This is a genomic window from Echinicola strongylocentroti (assembly GCF_003260975.1).
GTDB classification, from domain to species: domain Bacteria; phylum Bacteroidota; class Bacteroidia; order Cytophagales; family Cyclobacteriaceae; genus Echinicola; species Echinicola strongylocentroti.
The window spans coordinates 4348739-4365698 of record NZ_CP030041.1; the positions used below are offsets into that span (position 1 = coordinate 4348739).

General features: G+C 44.2%; 19 protein-coding genes. 9 read left to right on the forward strand and 10 right to left on the reverse strand.

What is annotated here, in order from left to right:
* Positions 1 to 187 precede the first annotated feature (187 nt).
* The 4 genes from DN752_RS16875 to DN752_RS24530 all read left to right on the forward strand — a co-directional run bounded on the left by DN752_RS16875 (position 188) and on the right by DN752_RS24530 (position 1544).
* Positions 188 to 400: a hypothetical protein gene (locus tag DN752_RS16875; protein ID WP_112785040.1), complete on the forward strand. Its 213-nt coding sequence runs from the start codon at positions 188 to 190 to the stop codon at positions 398 to 400.
* 227 nt (positions 401 to 627) lie between these two features.
* Positions 628 to 819 (forward strand): hypothetical protein, encoded by a 192-nt coding sequence (locus DN752_RS16880; RefSeq protein ID WP_162633245.1) that lies wholly within the window; start codon positions 628 to 630, stop codon positions 817 to 819.
* Between the two features lie 59 nt (positions 820 to 878).
* On the forward strand, positions 879 to 1064 hold the full coding sequence (locus DN752_RS24780; RefSeq protein WP_112785042.1) for a hypothetical protein: 186 nt from the start codon (positions 879 to 881) through the stop codon (positions 1062 to 1064).
* Between the two features lie 303 nt (positions 1065 to 1367).
* Complete coding sequence (locus DN752_RS24530; RefSeq protein WP_162633246.1) at positions 1368 to 1544, forward strand: hypothetical protein; 177 nt, start codon at positions 1368 to 1370, stop codon at positions 1542 to 1544.
* A 115-nt stretch (positions 1545 to 1659) separates the two neighbouring features.
* On the opposite strand, the gene DN752_RS16890 is transcribed toward DN752_RS24530, so the two are convergent.
* Genes DN752_RS16890 through DN752_RS16900 form a run of 3 tightly spaced genes read right to left on the reverse strand, consistent with a single transcriptional unit; the run spans position 1660 to position 4487 of the window.
* Complete coding sequence (locus tag DN752_RS16890) at positions 1660 to 2706, reverse strand: vWA domain-containing protein (protein ID WP_112785043.1); 1047 nt, start codon at positions 2704 to 2706, stop codon at positions 1660 to 1662.
* Positions 2693 to 3616, reverse strand: coding sequence for a hypothetical protein (locus DN752_RS16895; protein WP_112785044.1), 924 nt, complete (start codon positions 3614 to 3616; stop codon positions 2693 to 2695). Before DN752_RS16895 ends, DN752_RS16890 begins: the two co-directional genes overlap by 14 nt.
* A complete protein-coding gene (locus tag DN752_RS16900; RefSeq protein ID WP_112785045.1) occupies positions 3609 to 4487 on the reverse strand; it encodes a DUF58 domain-containing protein in 879 nt (292 codons plus the stop codon). The genes DN752_RS16895 and DN752_RS16900 overlap by 8 nt, the downstream gene beginning before the upstream one ends.
* A 108-nt stretch (positions 4488 to 4595) precedes the next feature.
* Here DN752_RS16900 and DN752_RS16905 point away from each other — a divergent pair, with 108 nt between their 5' ends.
* On the forward strand, positions 4596 to 4943 hold the full coding sequence (locus tag DN752_RS16905) for a DUF4296 domain-containing protein (protein ID WP_112785046.1): 348 nt from the start codon (positions 4596 to 4598) through the stop codon (positions 4941 to 4943).
* A gap of 140 nt (positions 4944 to 5083) precedes the next feature.
* Complete coding sequence (locus DN752_RS16910; protein ID WP_112785047.1) at positions 5084 to 7474, forward strand: endonuclease MutS2; 2391 nt, start codon at positions 5084 to 5086, stop codon at positions 7472 to 7474.
* A gap of 108 nt (positions 7475 to 7582) precedes the next feature.
* Here the strand turns inward: DN752_RS16910 and DN752_RS16915 are convergent, their stop codons facing one another.
* Genes DN752_RS16915 through DN752_RS16945 form a run of 7 tightly spaced genes read right to left on the reverse strand, consistent with a single transcriptional unit; the run spans position 7583 to position 13679 of the window.
* Positions 7583 to 8020, reverse strand: a complete 438-nt coding sequence (locus DN752_RS16915; RefSeq protein WP_112785048.1) for a nuclear transport factor 2 family protein — start codon at positions 8018 to 8020, stop codon at positions 7583 to 7585.
* An 8-nt stretch (positions 8021 to 8028) separates the two neighbouring features.
* Entirely contained in the window at positions 8029 to 8505 is a 477-nt protein-coding gene (locus DN752_RS16920) for a hypothetical protein (RefSeq protein WP_112785049.1), read from the reverse strand.
* Positions 8506 to 8564: 59 nt separating this feature from the next.
* Positions 8565 to 9200, reverse strand: coding sequence for an ABC transporter ATP-binding protein (locus DN752_RS16925; protein WP_112785050.1), 636 nt, complete (start codon positions 9198 to 9200; stop codon positions 8565 to 8567).
* A 2-nt stretch (positions 9201 to 9202) separates the two neighbouring features.
* Entirely contained in the window at positions 9203 to 9982 is a 780-nt protein-coding gene (gene lpxA, locus DN752_RS16930; protein ID WP_112785051.1) for an acyl-ACP--UDP-N-acetylglucosamine O-acyltransferase, read from the reverse strand.
* Entirely contained in the window at positions 9979 to 11373 is a 1395-nt protein-coding gene (locus DN752_RS16935; RefSeq protein ID WP_112785052.1) for a bifunctional UDP-3-O-[3-hydroxymyristoyl] N-acetylglucosamine deacetylase/3-hydroxyacyl-ACP dehydratase, read from the reverse strand. The genes lpxA and DN752_RS16935 overlap by 4 nt, the downstream gene beginning before the upstream one ends.
* Positions 11374 to 11411: 38 nt before the next feature.
* Positions 11412 to 12434, reverse strand: a complete 1023-nt coding sequence (gene lpxD, locus DN752_RS16940; RefSeq protein WP_112785053.1) for a UDP-3-O-(3-hydroxymyristoyl)glucosamine N-acyltransferase — start codon at positions 12432 to 12434, stop codon at positions 11412 to 11414.
* A 15-nt stretch (positions 12435 to 12449) separates the two neighbouring features.
* Entirely contained in the window at positions 12450 to 13679 is a 1230-nt protein-coding gene (locus tag DN752_RS16945) for an HD domain-containing protein (RefSeq protein WP_112785054.1), read from the reverse strand.
* 66 nt (positions 13680 to 13745) lie between these two features.
* On the opposite strand from DN752_RS16945, the gene porX reads away from it, so the two are divergent.
* From porX to DN752_RS16960, 3 genes are read left to right on the forward strand one after another with little or no spacing between them, the layout of a single operon-like run.
* The gene (gene porX, locus DN752_RS16950; protein ID WP_112786592.1) at positions 13746 to 15308 is read left to right on the forward strand and encodes a T9SS response regulator signal transducer PorX; all 1563 of its coding nucleotides are present in this window, start codon (positions 13746 to 13748) and stop codon (positions 15306 to 15308) included.
* A 6-nt stretch (positions 15309 to 15314) separates the two neighbouring features.
* Positions 15315 to 15749, forward strand: a complete 435-nt coding sequence (gene tsaE, locus DN752_RS16955; protein WP_112785055.1) for a tRNA (adenosine(37)-N6)-threonylcarbamoyltransferase complex ATPase subunit type 1 TsaE — start codon at positions 15315 to 15317, stop codon at positions 15747 to 15749.
* Positions 15739 to 16956 (forward strand): alanine dehydrogenase, encoded by a 1218-nt coding sequence (locus DN752_RS16960; RefSeq protein ID WP_112785056.1) that lies wholly within the window; start codon positions 15739 to 15741, stop codon positions 16954 to 16956. The genes tsaE and DN752_RS16960 overlap by 11 nt, the downstream gene beginning before the upstream one ends.
* The last annotated feature ends 4 nt before the right edge of the window (positions 16957 to 16960 follow it).

The window sequence follows — 16960 nt, forward strand, 5'->3', positions numbered from 1 at the left end:
ATCTAAAAGTAGATGATGAAGTATGTTCTTTAGGCTTATTTATTCTAGCGACTGATGTTGGATAAAGCGGGAAAGCTGGTGAATTATGATTGGTCCTGAAAGGACACAGGAGTCGCAGATTATTAAGATTTGCGATGATTCGGTGTTATAAGAAGATATTATTTCTGATTTTATAAAAACTTAAACTATGAAACCCCACGCCTCCCACTTTCTAAAGATGAGTTTCAGTTATGTGTGCATGGTTGTTGGTACAGCCTTATCCTGGATGGCGGTGGGAGGGAAGATACCGGGATTTGATTTCTTCGTCTATATATTATGGGGTTTCATTGCTATTGCTTACGCCAGAGAGGTGGTCATCTTTCTGAAAAAGGAAAAGGATGCTAAGGGAAATAATTATTAAGTTTTAGATATGACGACTAGGGTTAAGTATTTATAAGTAAATAGTTCCCTGAGAAGATATAGGTTTTACATCATTTCATCATGTCCTCCTACGATTTCGTGCTTCAACTTGGTTACTATACCTTCATGCCTAGCCAAGTAAATAGGTGAATTTTATAGGGATTTAGTTGTTTTTTGCCCTGTTATGGAAAATGATAGCTTTTTATATTGGATTGTAAAATGTTGAATATGAAATATTTATTGATAAGAATAGCGAAAATCCTTTTTAGCCTTTTTGCAAGTGTTTGCCTGATTTACTTGGCGTTTGAATACAAAAATGACTTTTCAGCTAAGGAAGGGACCTTTGTCACCAGTATGGCAGGAGGGGTGATTTGTCTTTCTTACTTCTTTAATGGGCTAAAAAGACTTGGTAATGAATAAGCCTGTTGTTTTGGTATTTCTGTGTCCAATGACTCTCATATGGGTTAATCAGGTGGTGTATGGATAGGGAACAGGTTATGCGGATAATGATTTTGGTGGTGGGGTTATTGATAATTGGAGTGGGTTGGTACGGGTATTATATGAGTGAAGTTAAGTTAAGTGTAGCGGTACTGACCACTATTAGTATGATCTTTACCTCTATCAGTTTAATCTTAAGTATTGTCAAGGAGGGAAATACAGAGTAGCCATTAGGAATGAGTCCAGAAAAAGAAATAGTGCTCTTGGTAATTTGCGGGGTATTGATCAACCTTGCAATGCTGTCGCTTCATTATGAGTGGTTTACTGGAAGAACGGTTGTCTTTGTGTTATTAAGTCCAGTGCTGTTTATCGTTTTGGGCTTGGTTCGGGAAAAGTCGAGGTAAAGTGTCAACCTAAGCAAAGTTAGTTTGGAAATGTGGGCGGATCAGCTCGCAATACCTGTGCGTGGAGTAGATAGGTTAATGCATATTCCGGGTTTAAGGTTCATTTAGTTACAAAATTAAAGGGGTATGAAAAAAGCTCAGATTGAAGATGTTATTTTGCTTGGGATACTACTTGCCAGCGTGCTGTACATGGTGTTTTTGGACGACTTGTTGACTGAGGATTTTTATTCAAGAATGGCCAAGTTGATGTTTGGTATGTCTGTGATTATGCTGATTTTTCGGGATCGGCGGCGTAAACAATAGGTTTCGTGAAAGCCTGAAGACTTTTTTCAGTTTAGGTCCAAGTCTCCAGACTTGGACCAGTTGTCGTGGGGTTTAAGACAATTTTACGTCCCAATAGTTCGGTGTTCTCTCTTCACTAGTCCAATAGGAAATTGTTGACAAAGGTGCTTTTCAGTCCCAGCCAGATGAAGAAGAAAATAATGCCCAAGAAAAGGTACGGGCGATAGAAGTCTTGGGTTTCCTTGTAGCGGGATTCCAGGATTTCGGCTTTTTCCAATTGATCGATCTGTTCGAAGATGTTCTCTAGGGCCTTGTCATCTGAAGCCCTGAAAAACTGCCCTTTTCCGATCCTTGCCAAGTCCCTCAGGGTAGTCTCATTCAGGTAGGATTCTACCATTTGTGGCCTTCCGAAGAAATCAGTGCCATAAGGAACCATACCATCTTTTCCCACAGCAATGGTGTAGATTTTAATGTCCATGGCTTCTGCCAGCTCTGCTGCAAACACTGGGTCGACATTCCCGGCATTATTGTCCCCGTCACTGAGGAGGACCATTACCTTGGACTTGGAGTCGGATTCCCGCATACGGTTAGTAGCAGTGGCGACGGCACTGCCGATAGCGGTACCTTTGGCGTCCATCATGTCGAAGGAAATATCGTCAATAAGATCGGTGAGCAGTTCATAGTCAGTGGTCAGCGGTGCCAGCGAAAATGCTTCGCCTGCAAAGATCACCATACCGATCCGGTCACCAAAGCGGCCATTGATAAAGTCAATGGCGGTGGATTTGGCGGCTTCTAGCCTGTTGGGTTCGAAGTCCTGCAAGTCCATGGATTCAGAGATGTCCATGACCAACATGATATCGATGCCCTCTGTGGATTGTTCCACTTTTTCATTGGAGCGCTGGGGCCGCGCCAGCGCGATGATCACCATTCCTAATGCCAACATGAAAAACAAGGTAGGCACAAGCCGCAAATAGGTCCACGGGTTGCTGTTGGAGACTTTTCCAGGCAGGGATAGTTCTAGGGATGGGTTTTTAAGGAATTTGGTAAACTTCCTTATCAGTAGGATCAATGGGACAATCCATAACAGGTGTAGCACCCATGGGTTTTTCCATTCGTAGGTGCGGAAGGTTTCCGGTAAAAACCAACTCCATGAAAACCACTCGATGATACTATTTGCGTTCATGGATATCTTTTACTTTTTGGTTGTACATGTTCACACAGACAGCTTTTAGCTTATCGGCAGTGGCCACAATGTCCTCTGCCGGCCTGTTGGCATAGATGATGATTTCGATCTTTCTGAAGTCATTTACTAGTGCTGGCTGCTCCAGGTATTCGGCGATTTCTGTCGCTGTCCACTCCTTGTAGGGTTTGCCGGTGAGCTGTTCCATATAATCCCTCCATAGCCAAAGCACTTCTTCGGCTGTCTGCAGCGAAGGAGCAGATTGTAGTGACTGAATGGAGGTGTCCCATTTTTTGAGGAAGGTGTTATGTTGTTTTTTCAGACGTCCGGCAGCCCATCGTTGCTGGATTTTCTTTCCAAACAGCAATAAAACAGCTATGCCAATTACCAAGACGATTCCTAAGAAAATCAGCAAATAAGGATAATTGAATTCCTTTTCGATCGGCATGTACTTATCGTTGTCCTTAAAGGTAAGGTCCTCTGGCAGCGGGTCAATCGTAAGTTGAAGTGCCAATTCATCTTGGGATGGATAATGAACGATGCTGTCGTATTTGAGGATTTCGAATACCGGCAAGGCATATGTTTTTACAGAATCCAGTGAGAAGTTGGAAAGAAAGTAGATCGCACTGTCCTGCGTGATGCTGTCAGGAGTATAGGAGCTAAAGGTCTGTTTTTCCAAGAAGGAAAAATCCCTGTACTGAAAAGAGGAGTCTGGAAATACGATGTTCATTTCCGAAGGGTATTCGGCTTTCAATACGTATCCGACGCGTTCTCCCAGTTTAGCAGAATCCTGCATAAAATACCCTTCCACTTTGAGTCCTGGGGGCTGGTCTTGCGCCCGTCCCTGTACGGGTAGGGAAAGGCTGAGGACTGCAAATAAATAACCTAAGATAAATACGTTGATGTTACCCACGTTTCATGGATTTATTTCTATACCTAAACAATTCTATTAGAGGAAGTACGATATCCTCATGGGTGTCTATTGGAAGATAATTGATTTGGTTTTTCTTGCATAGTTCTTTTAATGTATCTCTTTCTGCCGAAAAGGTTTCGGAAATTTTACGTGAAAAGCTGCCAAAAGCAGTGTTGACCCAAGTGGTCTTGCCTTCTTCCTTGTCAAATACGGGGATGATGCCCAGTGCAGGCAATGCCGACTCACGTGGATCGGTCACCTGGATGGCTACCACATCGTGTTTTTCGCCCATGGCTTTTAGTGATCGCTGGTAATTCTCATCAATAAAATCCGAGATGATGATGATAATGCTGCGTTTTTTGATCAAGTTGAGGGCAAACGAAAACATTTCATTGAGATCTGTTTTCAGTGATTTGTTTTCGTGGTTAAAAATCCCCCTGATCACCTTTACTCCTTGTCTAGGGCCTTTGCCGGGAAGGATTATCTTTTCTTTTTGGTCAGAAAAGGAAATGAGCCCTACTTGACTGCCTTCGTGAATGGCCGCCAGGGTAAGTACACCTGCAATTTCTTTGCCCAAGTCGATTTTTTTGCGGCGCTCATCACCGATGTCCTGGGATCCGGAGATATCCAAAAGAAAATAAACCGACTGATCTTTATCTTCTCGGAATGTTTTTACGAATGTTCCATGGCCTTTGGCGGACACTTTCCACTCGATCGTGCGGATATCATCCCCATACTGATAGGGCCTAAGGTCGTCAAATTCTAGGCCTGAACCTTTAAATATAGACTGATAATCCCCTTGAAGGTGGTTGTTGGCCACTTTCCGGATCATTATTTCGTATTTCCTGAGTTTTTTCAGCAGTTGATTCATGGGCGGTTTTATTCCGAAGGCCTAAATTTAATGGACTCCTTTGAATAATAAAACGAGTATTGACTAACATATTACCTAAATTTCAACGGAAATGGCTAATTTTGAATTGTGAAAAAGGCAATATTCTTCTTCGTTTTTGTGATTGGGGTCGTTTCATGTAGTGATGACAAGGCCCCTAAATACCTGCTGTCCGAGGATGAGATGGTGGGGATAATGGTCGATATCCACATGGCTGAAGGCATGGCCAGTTCATTGCCCGTTTCCTATGACTCCTCCAAAAAATTGTACCCGCTTTTTGAAAGCCGTGTTTTTGAAGAGCATCAAGTGGCCGACACCACTTACACAAAGAGTCTGGAGTATTATTTGAGGGATACCGAAATGATGAAGGAACTGTATAGCCGCGTGATTGATTCACTGAATGTGAAGGAGAAAATCGGACAGGAAGATGATAAATGAGCTGGGCTATCCCAATTCCAGTAACCGATAATTGCGGTTCATTGACCAGCGTCCTATATCAGTAAAAGGAGGATTTTCCTAGCTGATGGCTTTTAGAGCCAACTATCGAATAACTATTAGCGAATAACCAATTCTAACGTATGCAATATCCGGATAATCTTGAAGCCAAGATTAATTTCGATAAAATAAAAGAGTGGATCAGGGAGGAGTGTAGCAGTGCGCTGGGAACAGCAATGGTGGATAAGGTGGGCTTTTCCAGTGATATAAACCTGCTAAACAAGCTATTGGACCAAACGGAAGAATTTCGCCAGATATTGATCTCTGGGGAGCTTTTCCCATCCTCCAATTACCTGAATATATATCCCTACCTTGAAAAGGCAAAAATAGAGGGGACGTTCTTGTATGAGGATGACTTTCACGAGATCAAGCTTTCTCTGATTACCCTCAAGGAGTGTGTCGATTTTTTTAGCAGAAATCAAGAAGAATATCCCCAATTGTTCCAGTTGATCGGAATGGTGGCACTCGACAATACCCTGTTACGGGCAATCGAACGGGTGCTGAACGATAAGGGCAAAATCAAGGACAATGCCACGCGGGAGCTCGGCCTGATCCGTGGACAGATCATCTATGAGGAAAATCGTCTAAGAAAAGTCTTGGACAGGATTTTCCGAGAAGCCAAGGGAAAGGGACTGACGCCCGATGACGCATCCATTACCATCCGCGGTGGGCGAATGGTCATGCCCGTTTTGGCCGAAAACAAACGAAAAATCAAAGGCTTTGTCCATGATGAATCGGCTACTGGGCAGACGGTATTTCTAGAACCTGCAGAGGTGCTGGATATCAATAATGAGCTGAAGGAGCTGGAGTACATGGAGCGTAGGGAGGTGCAGAAAATACTGATGCAGCTCACCGATACATTGAGACCATTTATTCCTGAACTGAAAAGTGCCTACAAATTTTTGGGCATGGTGGACTTTATCCGGGCCAAGGCACGACTGGCACTGAAGATGGATGCCAGCAAGCCCACTTTACAGAAGGAGAAAATCATCGAATGGTACAATGCCCGCCACCCTGTGCTCCAACATGCGCTAAAACAGCAGAGCCGGGCGATTGTTCCGCTAAACATTCATTTGGATCACAATAGTCGCTTACTGGTGATTTCTGGGCCCAATGCGGGCGGTAAATCCGTTACATTGAAAACGGTGTCATTGGTCCAGTATATGCTTCAGTGTGGCTTGTTGGTGCCCATGGATCCGCATTCAAAATGTACTGTTTTTCATCATTTCTTTATAGATATTGGGGATGAGCAGAATATCGAGAATGACCTGAGTACCTACAGCTCCCACTTGATGAGCATGAAGTATTTTACGCAGTTTGCCGATAAGAAAACCATTTTTTTTATCGATGAATTTGGCACAGGTACGGAGCCGCAGTTTGGGGGAGCGATAGCAGAATCCATTTTGCTGGCCCTGAATAAATCCGGTGCCTACGGGATCGTTACGACCCACTATGGTAACCTGAAGCAGATTGCAGCCAAAAACCAAGGCATGACCAATGGTGCGATGCGCTTTGATATTGATAAATTGGAGCCGCTCTACCAGTTGGACATTGGTAAGCCGGGGAGCTCATTTGCGCTGGAAATAGCCACTAAGATCGGTATTCAGAAGGATATCATCAGCTATGCCAAGGCACAGATCGGTGATGAGCGGGTTCGGTACGATAAACTCCTCAATAAGTTGGAATCTGAAAAAAACAAGTACGAGCAATTGGTGCTGGAATCACAGCGTAAGGAAAGGCTACTGACACAGCGGCTCAAAGAGTACAGTGAGCTAAAGGAAACCGTCGATAATAATAAAAAGCAGCTGATCCAGCAAGCCAAGCTGGAAGCCAAAGCGATCCTGGACGGAGCCAATCAAAAGATAGAGGAGACCATTCGCTCCATCAAGGAAAACAAAGCCGAAAAAGAGGCTACCAAAAAGCTTCGTAAGGACCTAGAGCAGCATAAGGCGACCGTAAAGCCGGATAAGTCCATCAAGCCAAAGATGGCGGAGGAAATAAAAGTGGTGGGCGGAGCCATAGAAGTAGGGGATTATGTGCGGTTAAAGGATAATGGAGCCGTAGCAGAAGTCTTGGCTATCCGAAATAAGGATGTGGAAATCAGCATCGGTGATCTGAAATCCAATGTCAAGCTCAGCAGGCTGGAAAAAGTCTCTAGGACGGCGATGAAAAAGGAAAAGAAGACGATCGCAGCAAGGTCTACTTTTGATACTACGTCTAAGATGCAGCAATATTCGCCTAATTTGGACCTGAGAGGAAAACGGGGGGAAGAAATCCTGCCCATAGTCCAGAATTTTGTGGACGAGGGCCATATGCTTGGTGTAAAAGACCTCAGGATCGTTCATGGCAAAGGCGACGGTATACTGCGCGAAATCACCAGAAACCTGTTACGGGATATGCCATCTGTAGCGAAGTATGAAGACGAGCACCCAGACCGCGGTGGTGCAGGGGTGACCTTGGTGACGTTAAAGTGATTTTTGATCTCACCCTATGGGCCGGGATGATCCTAATGTAAGGCAATCAACCGTAAAGTGTCCATGGGGCAAAAAGATGACGCATGGTGGTTTTGATAAGAAAGCCAATTATGGTGTTGGAAGCTTGTAGGCCTGCCTTGCCAGTAATTCCCAAGAATCCCCACTGTCCCTCCATATCATCATGACGCCTATCTTGACATTGCCTGGGTTGCCGTTATCATTGGTTTTTGCTACAAGGATATGGCGTGCGATTCCGATATTGTCCACTACTTCATAGGATTGGTCGTTCAGGTTGATGGTTTCAAAATCAGACTCCCCTGTTAGCAGTGAACCAATAAAAGTTGCTTGGTCTTCAATTCGTCCACTTGAATGGCCATAGGAAAGTTTCTTGTGTGTAATCCTTTCTAACTTGGCTTCATCTGGATTGATCATCAGCTGGGTGAGCTCTTGGACGGCATTGACAAGTTTAATTGAATTTTGGGACTGAGCACTTCCATTTACGGAAAGGGCAAAAAGCAACAGGACGAGTGACCACCATTTTTTCATAGACTTGTTTATTTTTTCTTCAACATAAATACATAATCGCCAGCGAGTGCACTGACCCTTCCAGCAACTGGACTGGGCACGTTAAACTCCAAGCGGAGATTGCTTCCTTGCCCTGAAAAGGGGATTTCTTCCCTCGCAGCAGGCTGAGAACCACTTAGCATGATTTTGTCAAAATTACTCCCTTCGAATGACCAAGTGCCACTTTCATCAAAAAGCAGGTTGCTATTGGACGTGGTGTAAGCTTTGTTGTCGTTTGATGAGGAGAAGGTGATTTCAAAATCAATAAAGTCGGAAGTGGCATTCTGTCCTTTATGGGTGACTGAGCCTTCTGCTCCAACGATCCAAGTCTGAGTGCCTTCTCCTGTCAGTTTTTCCAGGGCCAGTTGTTCTTTGGATTTGGAGGGGCTTGGTTCGTCCTCACCACCACAAGATAAAAACAGTAGAATAGAAAAGGAAGCAAAAAGGCAATAGTACAGCCGTTTCATAGGAGTTTGAAGTATTATGGTTTTGTAAAAGGATTAAATATAATAAAATATGCTCGCAATCAAAGTTGCTTTTTTAGCTTATAGTCTTCAATGTGCAGCTGTTGATTGCAGAAATCATATTCATAGGGGGAGTTTGATGCTACGAATACGGTGCGGTCATGGCCGTATTGCTGTACCAAGTCCTTGTACCATTCACTTCCTTTTGAGTCGAGATTGGAAGTAGGTTCATCCAGTAGTAATAATGGGGCGTTGGAGAAAAAACAGAGACCGAGCTTGACCCGTTGTTTCATGCCGGAAGAGAAAAAGGACAATTGTTTATGTGTGGCCTCTTCCAGGTACATGGCTTTTATCATCTCATCAAAGCCCATCCCCGGATGGGCGGATTTGAAGTTAAAGTGAAACTTCAGGAGTTCCAGAAGGGAAAATTCCTCAGGGAGTTCCATGTAGGGAGCGGAAATAGCCAAGTGTTGATAGATTTCATTTTCGGTAATTTCCTGTTGTCCCAGTAGGTAAGAGGCCTTTCCTTCTGTAAACGGATTGGTTCCGGCGAGACACTTTAAAAAAGTAGACTTGCCAGAACCATTGCTGCCAGTGATGGCGATTTTGTCTTTGGGTTTTACATGCAGGTCCAAGTTTCTGAATATCCAGTCATACTGGAAACGTTTTGCTACATTGGTTAACCTTATTTCAAGCATTATCAGTTGATATAGCCTTTCATTACACCCCTTTCGGATGACCTGATAAAGTTGACGATTTCATCCCTTTCCTTTGTGGCGGGAAGGTTGACTTCTATTTCTTCCAGTGCACGGCTGTTGTTAAGGCTGTTCAAGAACAGGTAGCGATAGACTTCTTGGATGTGACTGATAGCGTCGCTGGAAAAGCCCCTTCTACGTAGCCCCAGTGAGTTGACACCTGCATAGCTGAGAGGTTCCCTAGCTGCTTTGGTGTAAGGAGGGACGTCTTTTCTTACCAAGGAACCTCCGGATACCATGGCGTGCATTCCTATTTTGACAAACTGGTGAATGGCGCTACTGCCGCCAATGATCGCCCAGTCATCTATGGATACATGGCCAGCGACCTGGACGGCATTGGCAATGATGACATTGTCCCCCACGATACAATCGTGAGCAATATGTACATAGGCCATCAGTAAGCAATTACTCCCAATCTTGGTTGTCCTTTTATCGATGGTGCCACGGCTGATGGTGACACATTCACGGATAGTGGTGTTGTTGCCGATTTCTACGGTAGATTCTTCCCCTTGGAATTTGAGATCCTGTGGTACACCGGCGATGACTGATCCTGGGAATATTTTGCAATTTTCACCGATCTTGGTTCCTGGATAGATGGTTACGTTAGAGCCGATCCACGTTCCTTTTCCTATTTGTACATTTTCATGAACTACCGTAAAGGGGTCGATGGTTACATCTTCTCCAACTTGGGTGTTTTCATGGATTTGTGATAGCTTACTTATCATGCTTCTTTTCTTACAATACTGGCAGTCATTACGGCTTCGCAAACCAATGTGTTACCCACATAGGCCTCACCTTTCATTTTCGCAATCCCTCTTCTGATAGGGGACAATAATTCACATTTAAAAACTAGCGTATCCCCCGGCAAGACCATTTTTCTGAATTTGCAGCTTTCGATGCCTAGAAAGTAGGTCCAGTAGTTTTCCGGATCGTCTACCGTGCTGAGTACAAGAATGCCGCCAGTCTGCGCCATGGCTTCTACTTGTAATACTCCTGGCATCACCGGATTGTTGGGGAAATGCCCCATAAAAAACGGCTCATTGATGGTCACGTTCTTTACACCGGCCACTACGGTGTCATCCAAATAAATAATCTTGTCCAACAACTGGAACGGATAGCGGTGTGGAAGGATATTCCCTATTTGATTAATGTCCAGTACAGGAGGGAGCTTAGGGTCGTAGTGAGGGATATGGCTAGGGCCCACTTTTTCCATTGCCCGCTTCAGTTTTTTGGCAAAGGCCACATTGGCGGCATGGCCTGGACGAGCGGCAAGAATCTGGCCTTTTAGAGGACGGCCCACCAACGCCAAGTCGCCAACGACGTCCAGCAGCTTATGCCGAGCTGGTTCATTTTTGTAGCGAAGCTCCACATTGTTTAGGATGCCTTCCTTGCGGACCTCTACTTTTGGCTTGTTGAACATTTGCGCCAGCCCTTCCAGTTCCTCGTCTGTCACTACCCTGTCCACCACGACGATGGCATTGTTCAGGTCGCCGCCCTGAATGAGGTTTTGTTTATAGAGCATCTCCAGTTCATGCAAGAAGCAGAAAGTCCTACAAGAGGCTATTTCGGCTTTGAACTGGCTAATGTCGGTAATCGAAGCGTGCTGGCTTCCGAGAACGGGGGAATTATAATCCACCATTACGGTGACCCTGTAATCATCCAAGGGTAAAGCGGCCATTTCTACTTCTCTAGAGGAATCCCTGTAATGGATACTTTCAGGAACTTCAAAAAAGCGTCTCAGGGCATTTTGTTCCTGAAGTCCTGCCTCTTCTAATATGTTGATAAACTGAATGGAGCTTCCGTCCATAATGGGAGGCTCAGGCCCATCCAGTTGGATAAGTACATTGTCAATTTCTAAACCTACCAGTGCTGCCAGGACATGCTCTACGGTATTGACACGTGCTCCGCTTTGTTCGATAGTGGTACCGCGGGACACATCCACTACATTGTCGACATCGGCATCTACGATGGGAGAGCCTTCCATATCTATACGTTGAAACTTATAGCCATGGTTTGGTGGAGCAGGTAGAAACGTCATGTTGGCTTCCACACCCGTGTGTAGCCCTACGCCGGAAATGGTTACCTGTTTTCCAATAGTATGTTGTTTGACTTTCATTAAAGATGATTTTTGGCATCACTTATTTTGCCACAAATTTATTGTTTTTTTTCCAGTTCTTTTACTCTGTCCTGAAGAGATGGAAGATTTTTGAAAATAGAATAGGACTTTAGAAACTCTTTCATTTCAAAGCCCATGTATCCAAAAATGATTTTTCCGGATTGTAAAATTGACTTGCTGACGCCTGTTTTGGCACCAACAGTGGTGTTATCGGCGATTTTAAGGTGTCCAATGATGCCTACCTGCCCTGCGATCACGCAGTTTTTTCCGATCTCGGTGGATCCTGAAATACCCGATTGGGCAGCAATGACAGTATGCTCACCAATGATCACATTATGGGCGATTTGCACTAAGTTGTCTATTTTTACCCCTTTTTTTATAATGGTAGAGCCCATGGTAGCGCAGTCGATGGTGCTGTTTGACCCCACGCTGACATTGTCTTCCAATATGACATTGCCAAGCTGCGGGATGTTTTTGTAGCTTTTGTCCTCTTGAGGGGCAAAACCAAAACCATCAGCACCGATGACCACATTTGGATGGATTTCGCAGTCATTGCCAATGGCTGTGTCATTGTATATTTTGGCACCTGAATGGATGATGCAGCGATCGCCGATTTTTACATTGTCTCCGATATAGGCTTGTGCATGGATGATGACCTGCTTACCTATGCGGCAGTTTTTGCCGATATGGCTGAAAACTCCACGGTATCCTCCGTCATCCATTTTGGTGGATTGGTCCATATAGGAGGGTTCTTCCACCCCTGTCTTACTATGTTTGGTGAGCTGTGCATAAGCTTCCAACAGCTGGGTAAAACCGGAGTAAGGGTCTTTTACTTTTATTAATGAAGTGCTGAGTGGCTTTGATGGTGAAAAATCCTCCCCTACTATTACCGCTGTTGCTTCGGTGTTGTAGAGGTGAGACTCATATTTCATGTTGGACAAGAAACTGACCCCTCCTGCTTTTCCTTCTTGGATTTTGTCTAGACGGTTGACTTTTTGGGAACCGTCACCCTCTACTGTACCGTTTAAAAGCGCTGCAATCTGACTGACAGTAAATTCCATGAGTTTAAAATTATATTACCGCAAAGTTAAATTTTTAGCCCGACATGCATAGTACTTTTTCACAATTTTGCTCATTGCTTTGATGTTGGGGAGGTCAGCTGCTTGGGCTACATCGATAACCTCTCCTTTTTTTGTCAGGATCATGACTTTTTCCTTGGCCACATAGGCATTGTTGGAAATAAAGCCTGATGATACGAAATAGGACAACGCTTCGTCGGGGATGTTTAGTCCCTTGGCTACTTCTTTTTCCATGGCTTCCAGCTCTTTTTCCTCAAAAGGCGTATTGCTGAGTTTGATTTTAAAAAGATTTCTGGTAAGAAGCATGTTCGAAATGCTCCTCAAAACAAAATCCCCGTGGTCTTTCCAATGCTTAATAGCACCCCAAATATCAAAATCATCCAGATCGGCAAATACTTTCTGTAGTGCTGTCGAATCCTCAAAATCCTTCAGAGTATAATTGTTCTCCAAGAAGCATTTAAATGCCACAGAACCCTCTACTTCCACTCCGGATTGTTGTAAGTCCTTGGCACGTGTGATCAGGTTGATGAGCATTTTCTCAGCACTGACGGTGGTTTTGTGGAGGTATACTTGCCAGTACATCAGCCGTCTGGCGCTGAGAAAATTTTCTATACTGTACAGCCCTTTTTCTTCTACTACGATCTGGTCGTTCTTAATGTTCATCATTTTGATGATCCTATCTGCACCAATCGTCCCTTCCGAAACCCCAGTAAAAAAACAATCTCGCTGTAAGTAATCCAATCGATCAATGTCCAATTGGCTGGATACCAGTTGATAAAAGAATTTTCGCTCATATTTATTCTTAAAAATTCTTAATGCGAGACCTAATTGGCCGTTTAATTGGTTATTTAAGGATTCCATGAGCATCAGTGAGAGTGATTCATGGGGGATGCCTTTTAGCAAAGTGTATTCGAGGGCATGCGAAAATGGGCCATGACCAATATCATGAAGCAGTATGGCGATCAAAGCTGCTTCGTATTCTTGGTCGCTGATTTCGTGACCTTTGTTGCGCAGGTTGTCCAAGGTGATGCTCATCAAGTGCATGGCGCCAATAGCATGGTGAAAACGGGTGTGTAGCGCTCCCGGGTATACCATGTCAGTCAAACCAAGTTGTTTGATCCTCCGTAACCGTTGGAAATAGGGATGGTCGATAATGTTGAAAATCAACTCACTAGGAATAGTGATGAAACCGTAGACCGGGTCGTTGAGTATTTTATGGCTTTTCAATTGCCTAAGAATTAGTTGATAGAATTCAAAAGTAATTATAAATTTAAAAGATTTAAACCTGATAAGATGCAAAAATTTAAAATACTCTGGGCAGATGACGAGATTGACTTGCTCAAACCTCACATTATGTTTTTAGAGCAAAAGGGATATGAAATTACTACGGTAAACAGTGGTGTCGATGCGATTGAAATGGTGGAAAAGACCAATTTTGACGTGATTTTTTTGGATGAGATGATGCCGGGTATGACAGGCTTGGAAACCCTGCAGCAGGTGAAGATCATCAAACCCCAGACTCCAGTGGTCATGATCACCAAGAGTGAGGAAGAACACATCATGGACGATGCCATTGGTGGGAAGATTGCCGATTACCTGATTAAACCGATAAATCCCAACCAGATTTTATTGTCGGTAAAGAAGATTCTCCAAAACAAACAGCTGATCAGTGAGAAGACGAACCTTTCCTATCAGCAGGATTTTTCAAAAATCAGTATGGCCTATAATGATGCCATTGATCACCATGAGTGGGCGGATATTTACAAGAAACTGACCTATTGGGAGCTGGAGATCGACAAGACCGAAAATAAAAGCATGCAAGAGGTGCTGGATACCCAGAAAACCGAGGCCAATGCTAATTTTGCCCGCTTTATCAAGGAAAATTACCTGGACTGGTTGAACGATGCAGATGCGGACAAGCCCATTCTTTCCCACAGGGTAATGAAAGAGAAAGTATTTCCTCACCTGGTGGAGAGCGACAAACCATTGTTTTTTGTGGTGATCGATAACTTAAGGCTGGACCAATGGGAGATGATCGAACCAGCGCTCAGCGATTATTTTAATGTCAAAACAGAGGATACTTATTATAGCATTCTCCCCACCACCACTGCTTATGCCCGAAATGCGCTGTTCAGCGGAATGATGCCCTTGGATATGGCCCGTTTTCACCCGGATCTCTGGGAAAACGAAGATACCGATGAAAGCAAAAACAGCCATGAGGCGGACTTTTTGGCTATCAACCTGAAGAAAAACCGGATACAGAGCAAGTTCAGCTATCATAAAATACTACAGGCCAATCAGGGTAAATCCGTTTTGGAACAATTTCAAAATATGATGAACAATGACCTGAATGTCTTAGTGTACAATTTTGTGGACATGATGTCCCATGCCCGTACAGATATGAAGATGATCCGGGAGTTAGCACCAGATGAGTCGGCGTACCGTTCCATTACGGAAAGCTGGTTTTTGCACAGCTCATTGTTTGAGCTTTTCAAAAAAGTGAGTGAAGCAGGATGTGAAGTGATCGTCACCACGGACCACGGGACCAAAAAAGTAAACAGGCCATATAAGATTATTGGGGACAGAAAGGTGACGACCAATCTCAGGTATAAGCAAGGCAAAAACCTGAACTTCGAGTCCGGAAAGGTGTTTGAAATCGGGAAACCTGAAGATGTGAAGCTTCCACGGTTTAATGTTTCCACTAGTTATGTTTTTGCAGTAGAAGATTATTTCTTTGCATATCCGAACAATTACAATTATTATGTAAATTACTACAAAGATACTTTCCAGCATGGCGGAGTTTCTTTGGAGGAAATGATTGTTCCAATAATGCATTTGTCACCTAAGCAATATTAAAAAGGCTTGAAGAAAATTGTATGTGGAGATATCAGTGAATTGCCGGCAGTGGCCAGAGAGGTGATTTCCTGTTGCGAGGGCCTGCCAGTGTGGGTTTTTCAAGGGGATATGGGGGCAGGCAAGACCACTTTGATCAAGTCCATTGCCAAGGAGCTGGGCGTGGGGGATGTCGTGAGCAGTCCCTCTTTTGCAATTGTAAACGAATATCAAAATGATAAAGGGCAAACGTTTTATCATTTTGATTTTTACCGTATCGAAGAGCAGGAAGAAGTGCTCGAAATCGGGATAGATGAGTATTTTTATAGCGGAAATCACTGTTGGGTAGAATGGGCGGAAAAGATTCTGGACTATTTGCCGGAGGAGTTTTACCTGATCAAGATATCCGTTGATGAGAATGAAGTAAGGGAGATGCGTATAAAAAAGATGAAAGATGGGGGCTAAAATGGCTGAGATAAGTAAAGAAACAGGGGTCTATCCACAGGAGGCCTTGGCAAAGGTAGGTACTTCAGATCATTCTATTCTGATCGGTGTCCCCAAGGAAGTGGGGGCGCAGGAAAAAAGAGTAGTGCTGACTCCTGAAGCCGTAGCCCTATTGGTCAATAACAACCAGCGGGTCATGGTGGAGACAGGAGCTGGTAAGGCTTCAAAATTTTCGGACAAGGAATACGCAGATGCCGGCGCCAAAGTGGTCTATTCGTCCAAAGAGGCCTTTGAGGCAGAAGTAGTCTTGAAAGTAGCACCGCCTACAGAGGAGGAAATCGCCTATATGAAGCCTGGAAGCTGCCTTATGTCTGCCCTTCAGCTTGGTAAACAGCGGGCTGAATATATCCATGCCCTTAATAGAAAGAAAGTCACCGCTGTGTCATTTGAGCACTTGGAAGATAAAGTGGGCGGGATGCCTGTCGTACGTGCCATGAGTGAAATTGCTGGAAGTTCGGTCATGTTAATTGCGGCAGAATATCTTAGCAGTGCCAAGAAGGGAGGAAAAGGCCTGATCCTTGGTGGGATTACCGGCGTGCCTCCTACCAAAGTGGTCATCATCGGTGCCGGCACTGTAGCAGAATATGCCGCCAGAGCTGGTCTAGGGCTAGGAGCAAGTATCGAGATCTTTGACAACCACCTTTATAAATTGCGGAGAATCAAGCAGCTACTTGGACAACAGGTGTATACTTCCACCATAGATAACTATACCCTTGGACAGGCGCTGAAAAAAGCGGATGTGGTCATCGGTGCCTTGAGAGGTGAAAAAGGACGGGCCAAGGTAGTGGTCTCAGAAGAAATGGTGGCTGAAATGATGCCGGGGAGCATTCTTATCGATGTCAGCATAGATCAGGGAGGGTGCATAGAGACTTCCCGCATGACCACACATAAGGAGCCTGCGTTTATATTGTATGACATAGTCCATTATTGTGTCCCGAATATAGCGTCGAGAGTATCCCGGACGGCTTCCATGTCCTTGAGCAATATATTTACCCCCATATTACTTCAGATGGCGGATTTGGGAGGTGCTGAAGAAATGGTCTTTAATTACAAGTGGTTTATGAAAGGAGTCTATACTTATCGGGGCAGCTTGACCAACGCACACTTGGGAAGGAAGTTCCAGATGAACCACAAGGAACTCCAATTGCTTTTGGCTGCAAGGTATTGATAAA

Excerpts from the sequence above, each read along its gene's own strand:
- DN752_RS16875 (WP_112785040.1), top strand. The coding sequence starts at position 188 with ATGAAACCCCACGCCTCCCACTTTCTAAAGATGAGTTTCAGTTATGTG.
- DN752_RS16880 (WP_162633245.1), top strand. The coding sequence starts at position 628 with ATGAAATATTTATTGATAAGAATAGCGAAAATCCTTTTTAGCCTTTTT.
- DN752_RS24780 (WP_112785042.1), top strand. The coding sequence starts at position 879 with ATGGATAGGGAACAGGTTATGCGGATAATGATTTTGGTGGTGGGGTTA.
- DN752_RS24530 (WP_162633246.1), top strand. The coding sequence starts at position 1,368 with ATGAAAAAAGCTCAGATTGAAGATGTTATTTTGCTTGGGATACTACTT.
- DN752_RS16890 (WP_112785043.1), bottom strand. The coding sequence starts at position 2,706 with ATGAACGCAAATAGTATCATCGAGTGGTTTTCATGGAGTTGGTTTTTA.
- DN752_RS16900 (WP_112785045.1), bottom strand. The coding sequence starts at position 4,487 with ATGAATCAACTGCTGAAAAAACTCAGGAAATACGAAATAATGATCCGG.
- DN752_RS16910 (WP_112785047.1), top strand. The coding sequence starts at position 5,084 with ATGCAATATCCGGATAATCTTGAAGCCAAGATTAATTTCGATAAAATA.
- DN752_RS16915 (WP_112785048.1), bottom strand. The coding sequence starts at position 8,020 with ATGAAAAAATGGTGGTCACTCGTCCTGTTGCTTTTTGCCCTTTCCGTA.
- DN752_RS16920 (WP_112785049.1), bottom strand. The coding sequence starts at position 8,505 with ATGAAACGGCTGTACTATTGCCTTTTTGCTTCCTTTTCTATTCTACTG.
- DN752_RS16925 (WP_112785050.1), bottom strand. The coding sequence starts at position 9,200 with ATGCTTGAAATAAGGTTAACCAATGTAGCAAAACGTTTCCAGTATGAC.
- lpxA (WP_112785051.1), bottom strand. The coding sequence starts at position 9,982 with ATGATAAGTAAGCTATCACAAATCCATGAAAACACCCAAGTTGGAGAA.
- DN752_RS16935 (WP_112785052.1), bottom strand. The coding sequence starts at position 11,373 with ATGAAAGTCAAACAACATACTATTGGAAAACAGGTAACCATTTCCGGC.
- lpxD (WP_112785053.1), bottom strand. The coding sequence starts at position 12,434 with ATGGAATTTACTGTCAGTCAGATTGCAGCGCTTTTAAACGGTACAGTA.
- porX (WP_112786592.1), top strand. The coding sequence starts at position 13,746 with ATGCAAAAATTTAAAATACTCTGGGCAGATGACGAGATTGACTTGCTC.
- DN752_RS16960 (WP_112785056.1), top strand. The coding sequence starts at position 15,739 with ATGGGGGCTAAAATGGCTGAGATAAGTAAAGAAACAGGGGTCTATCCA.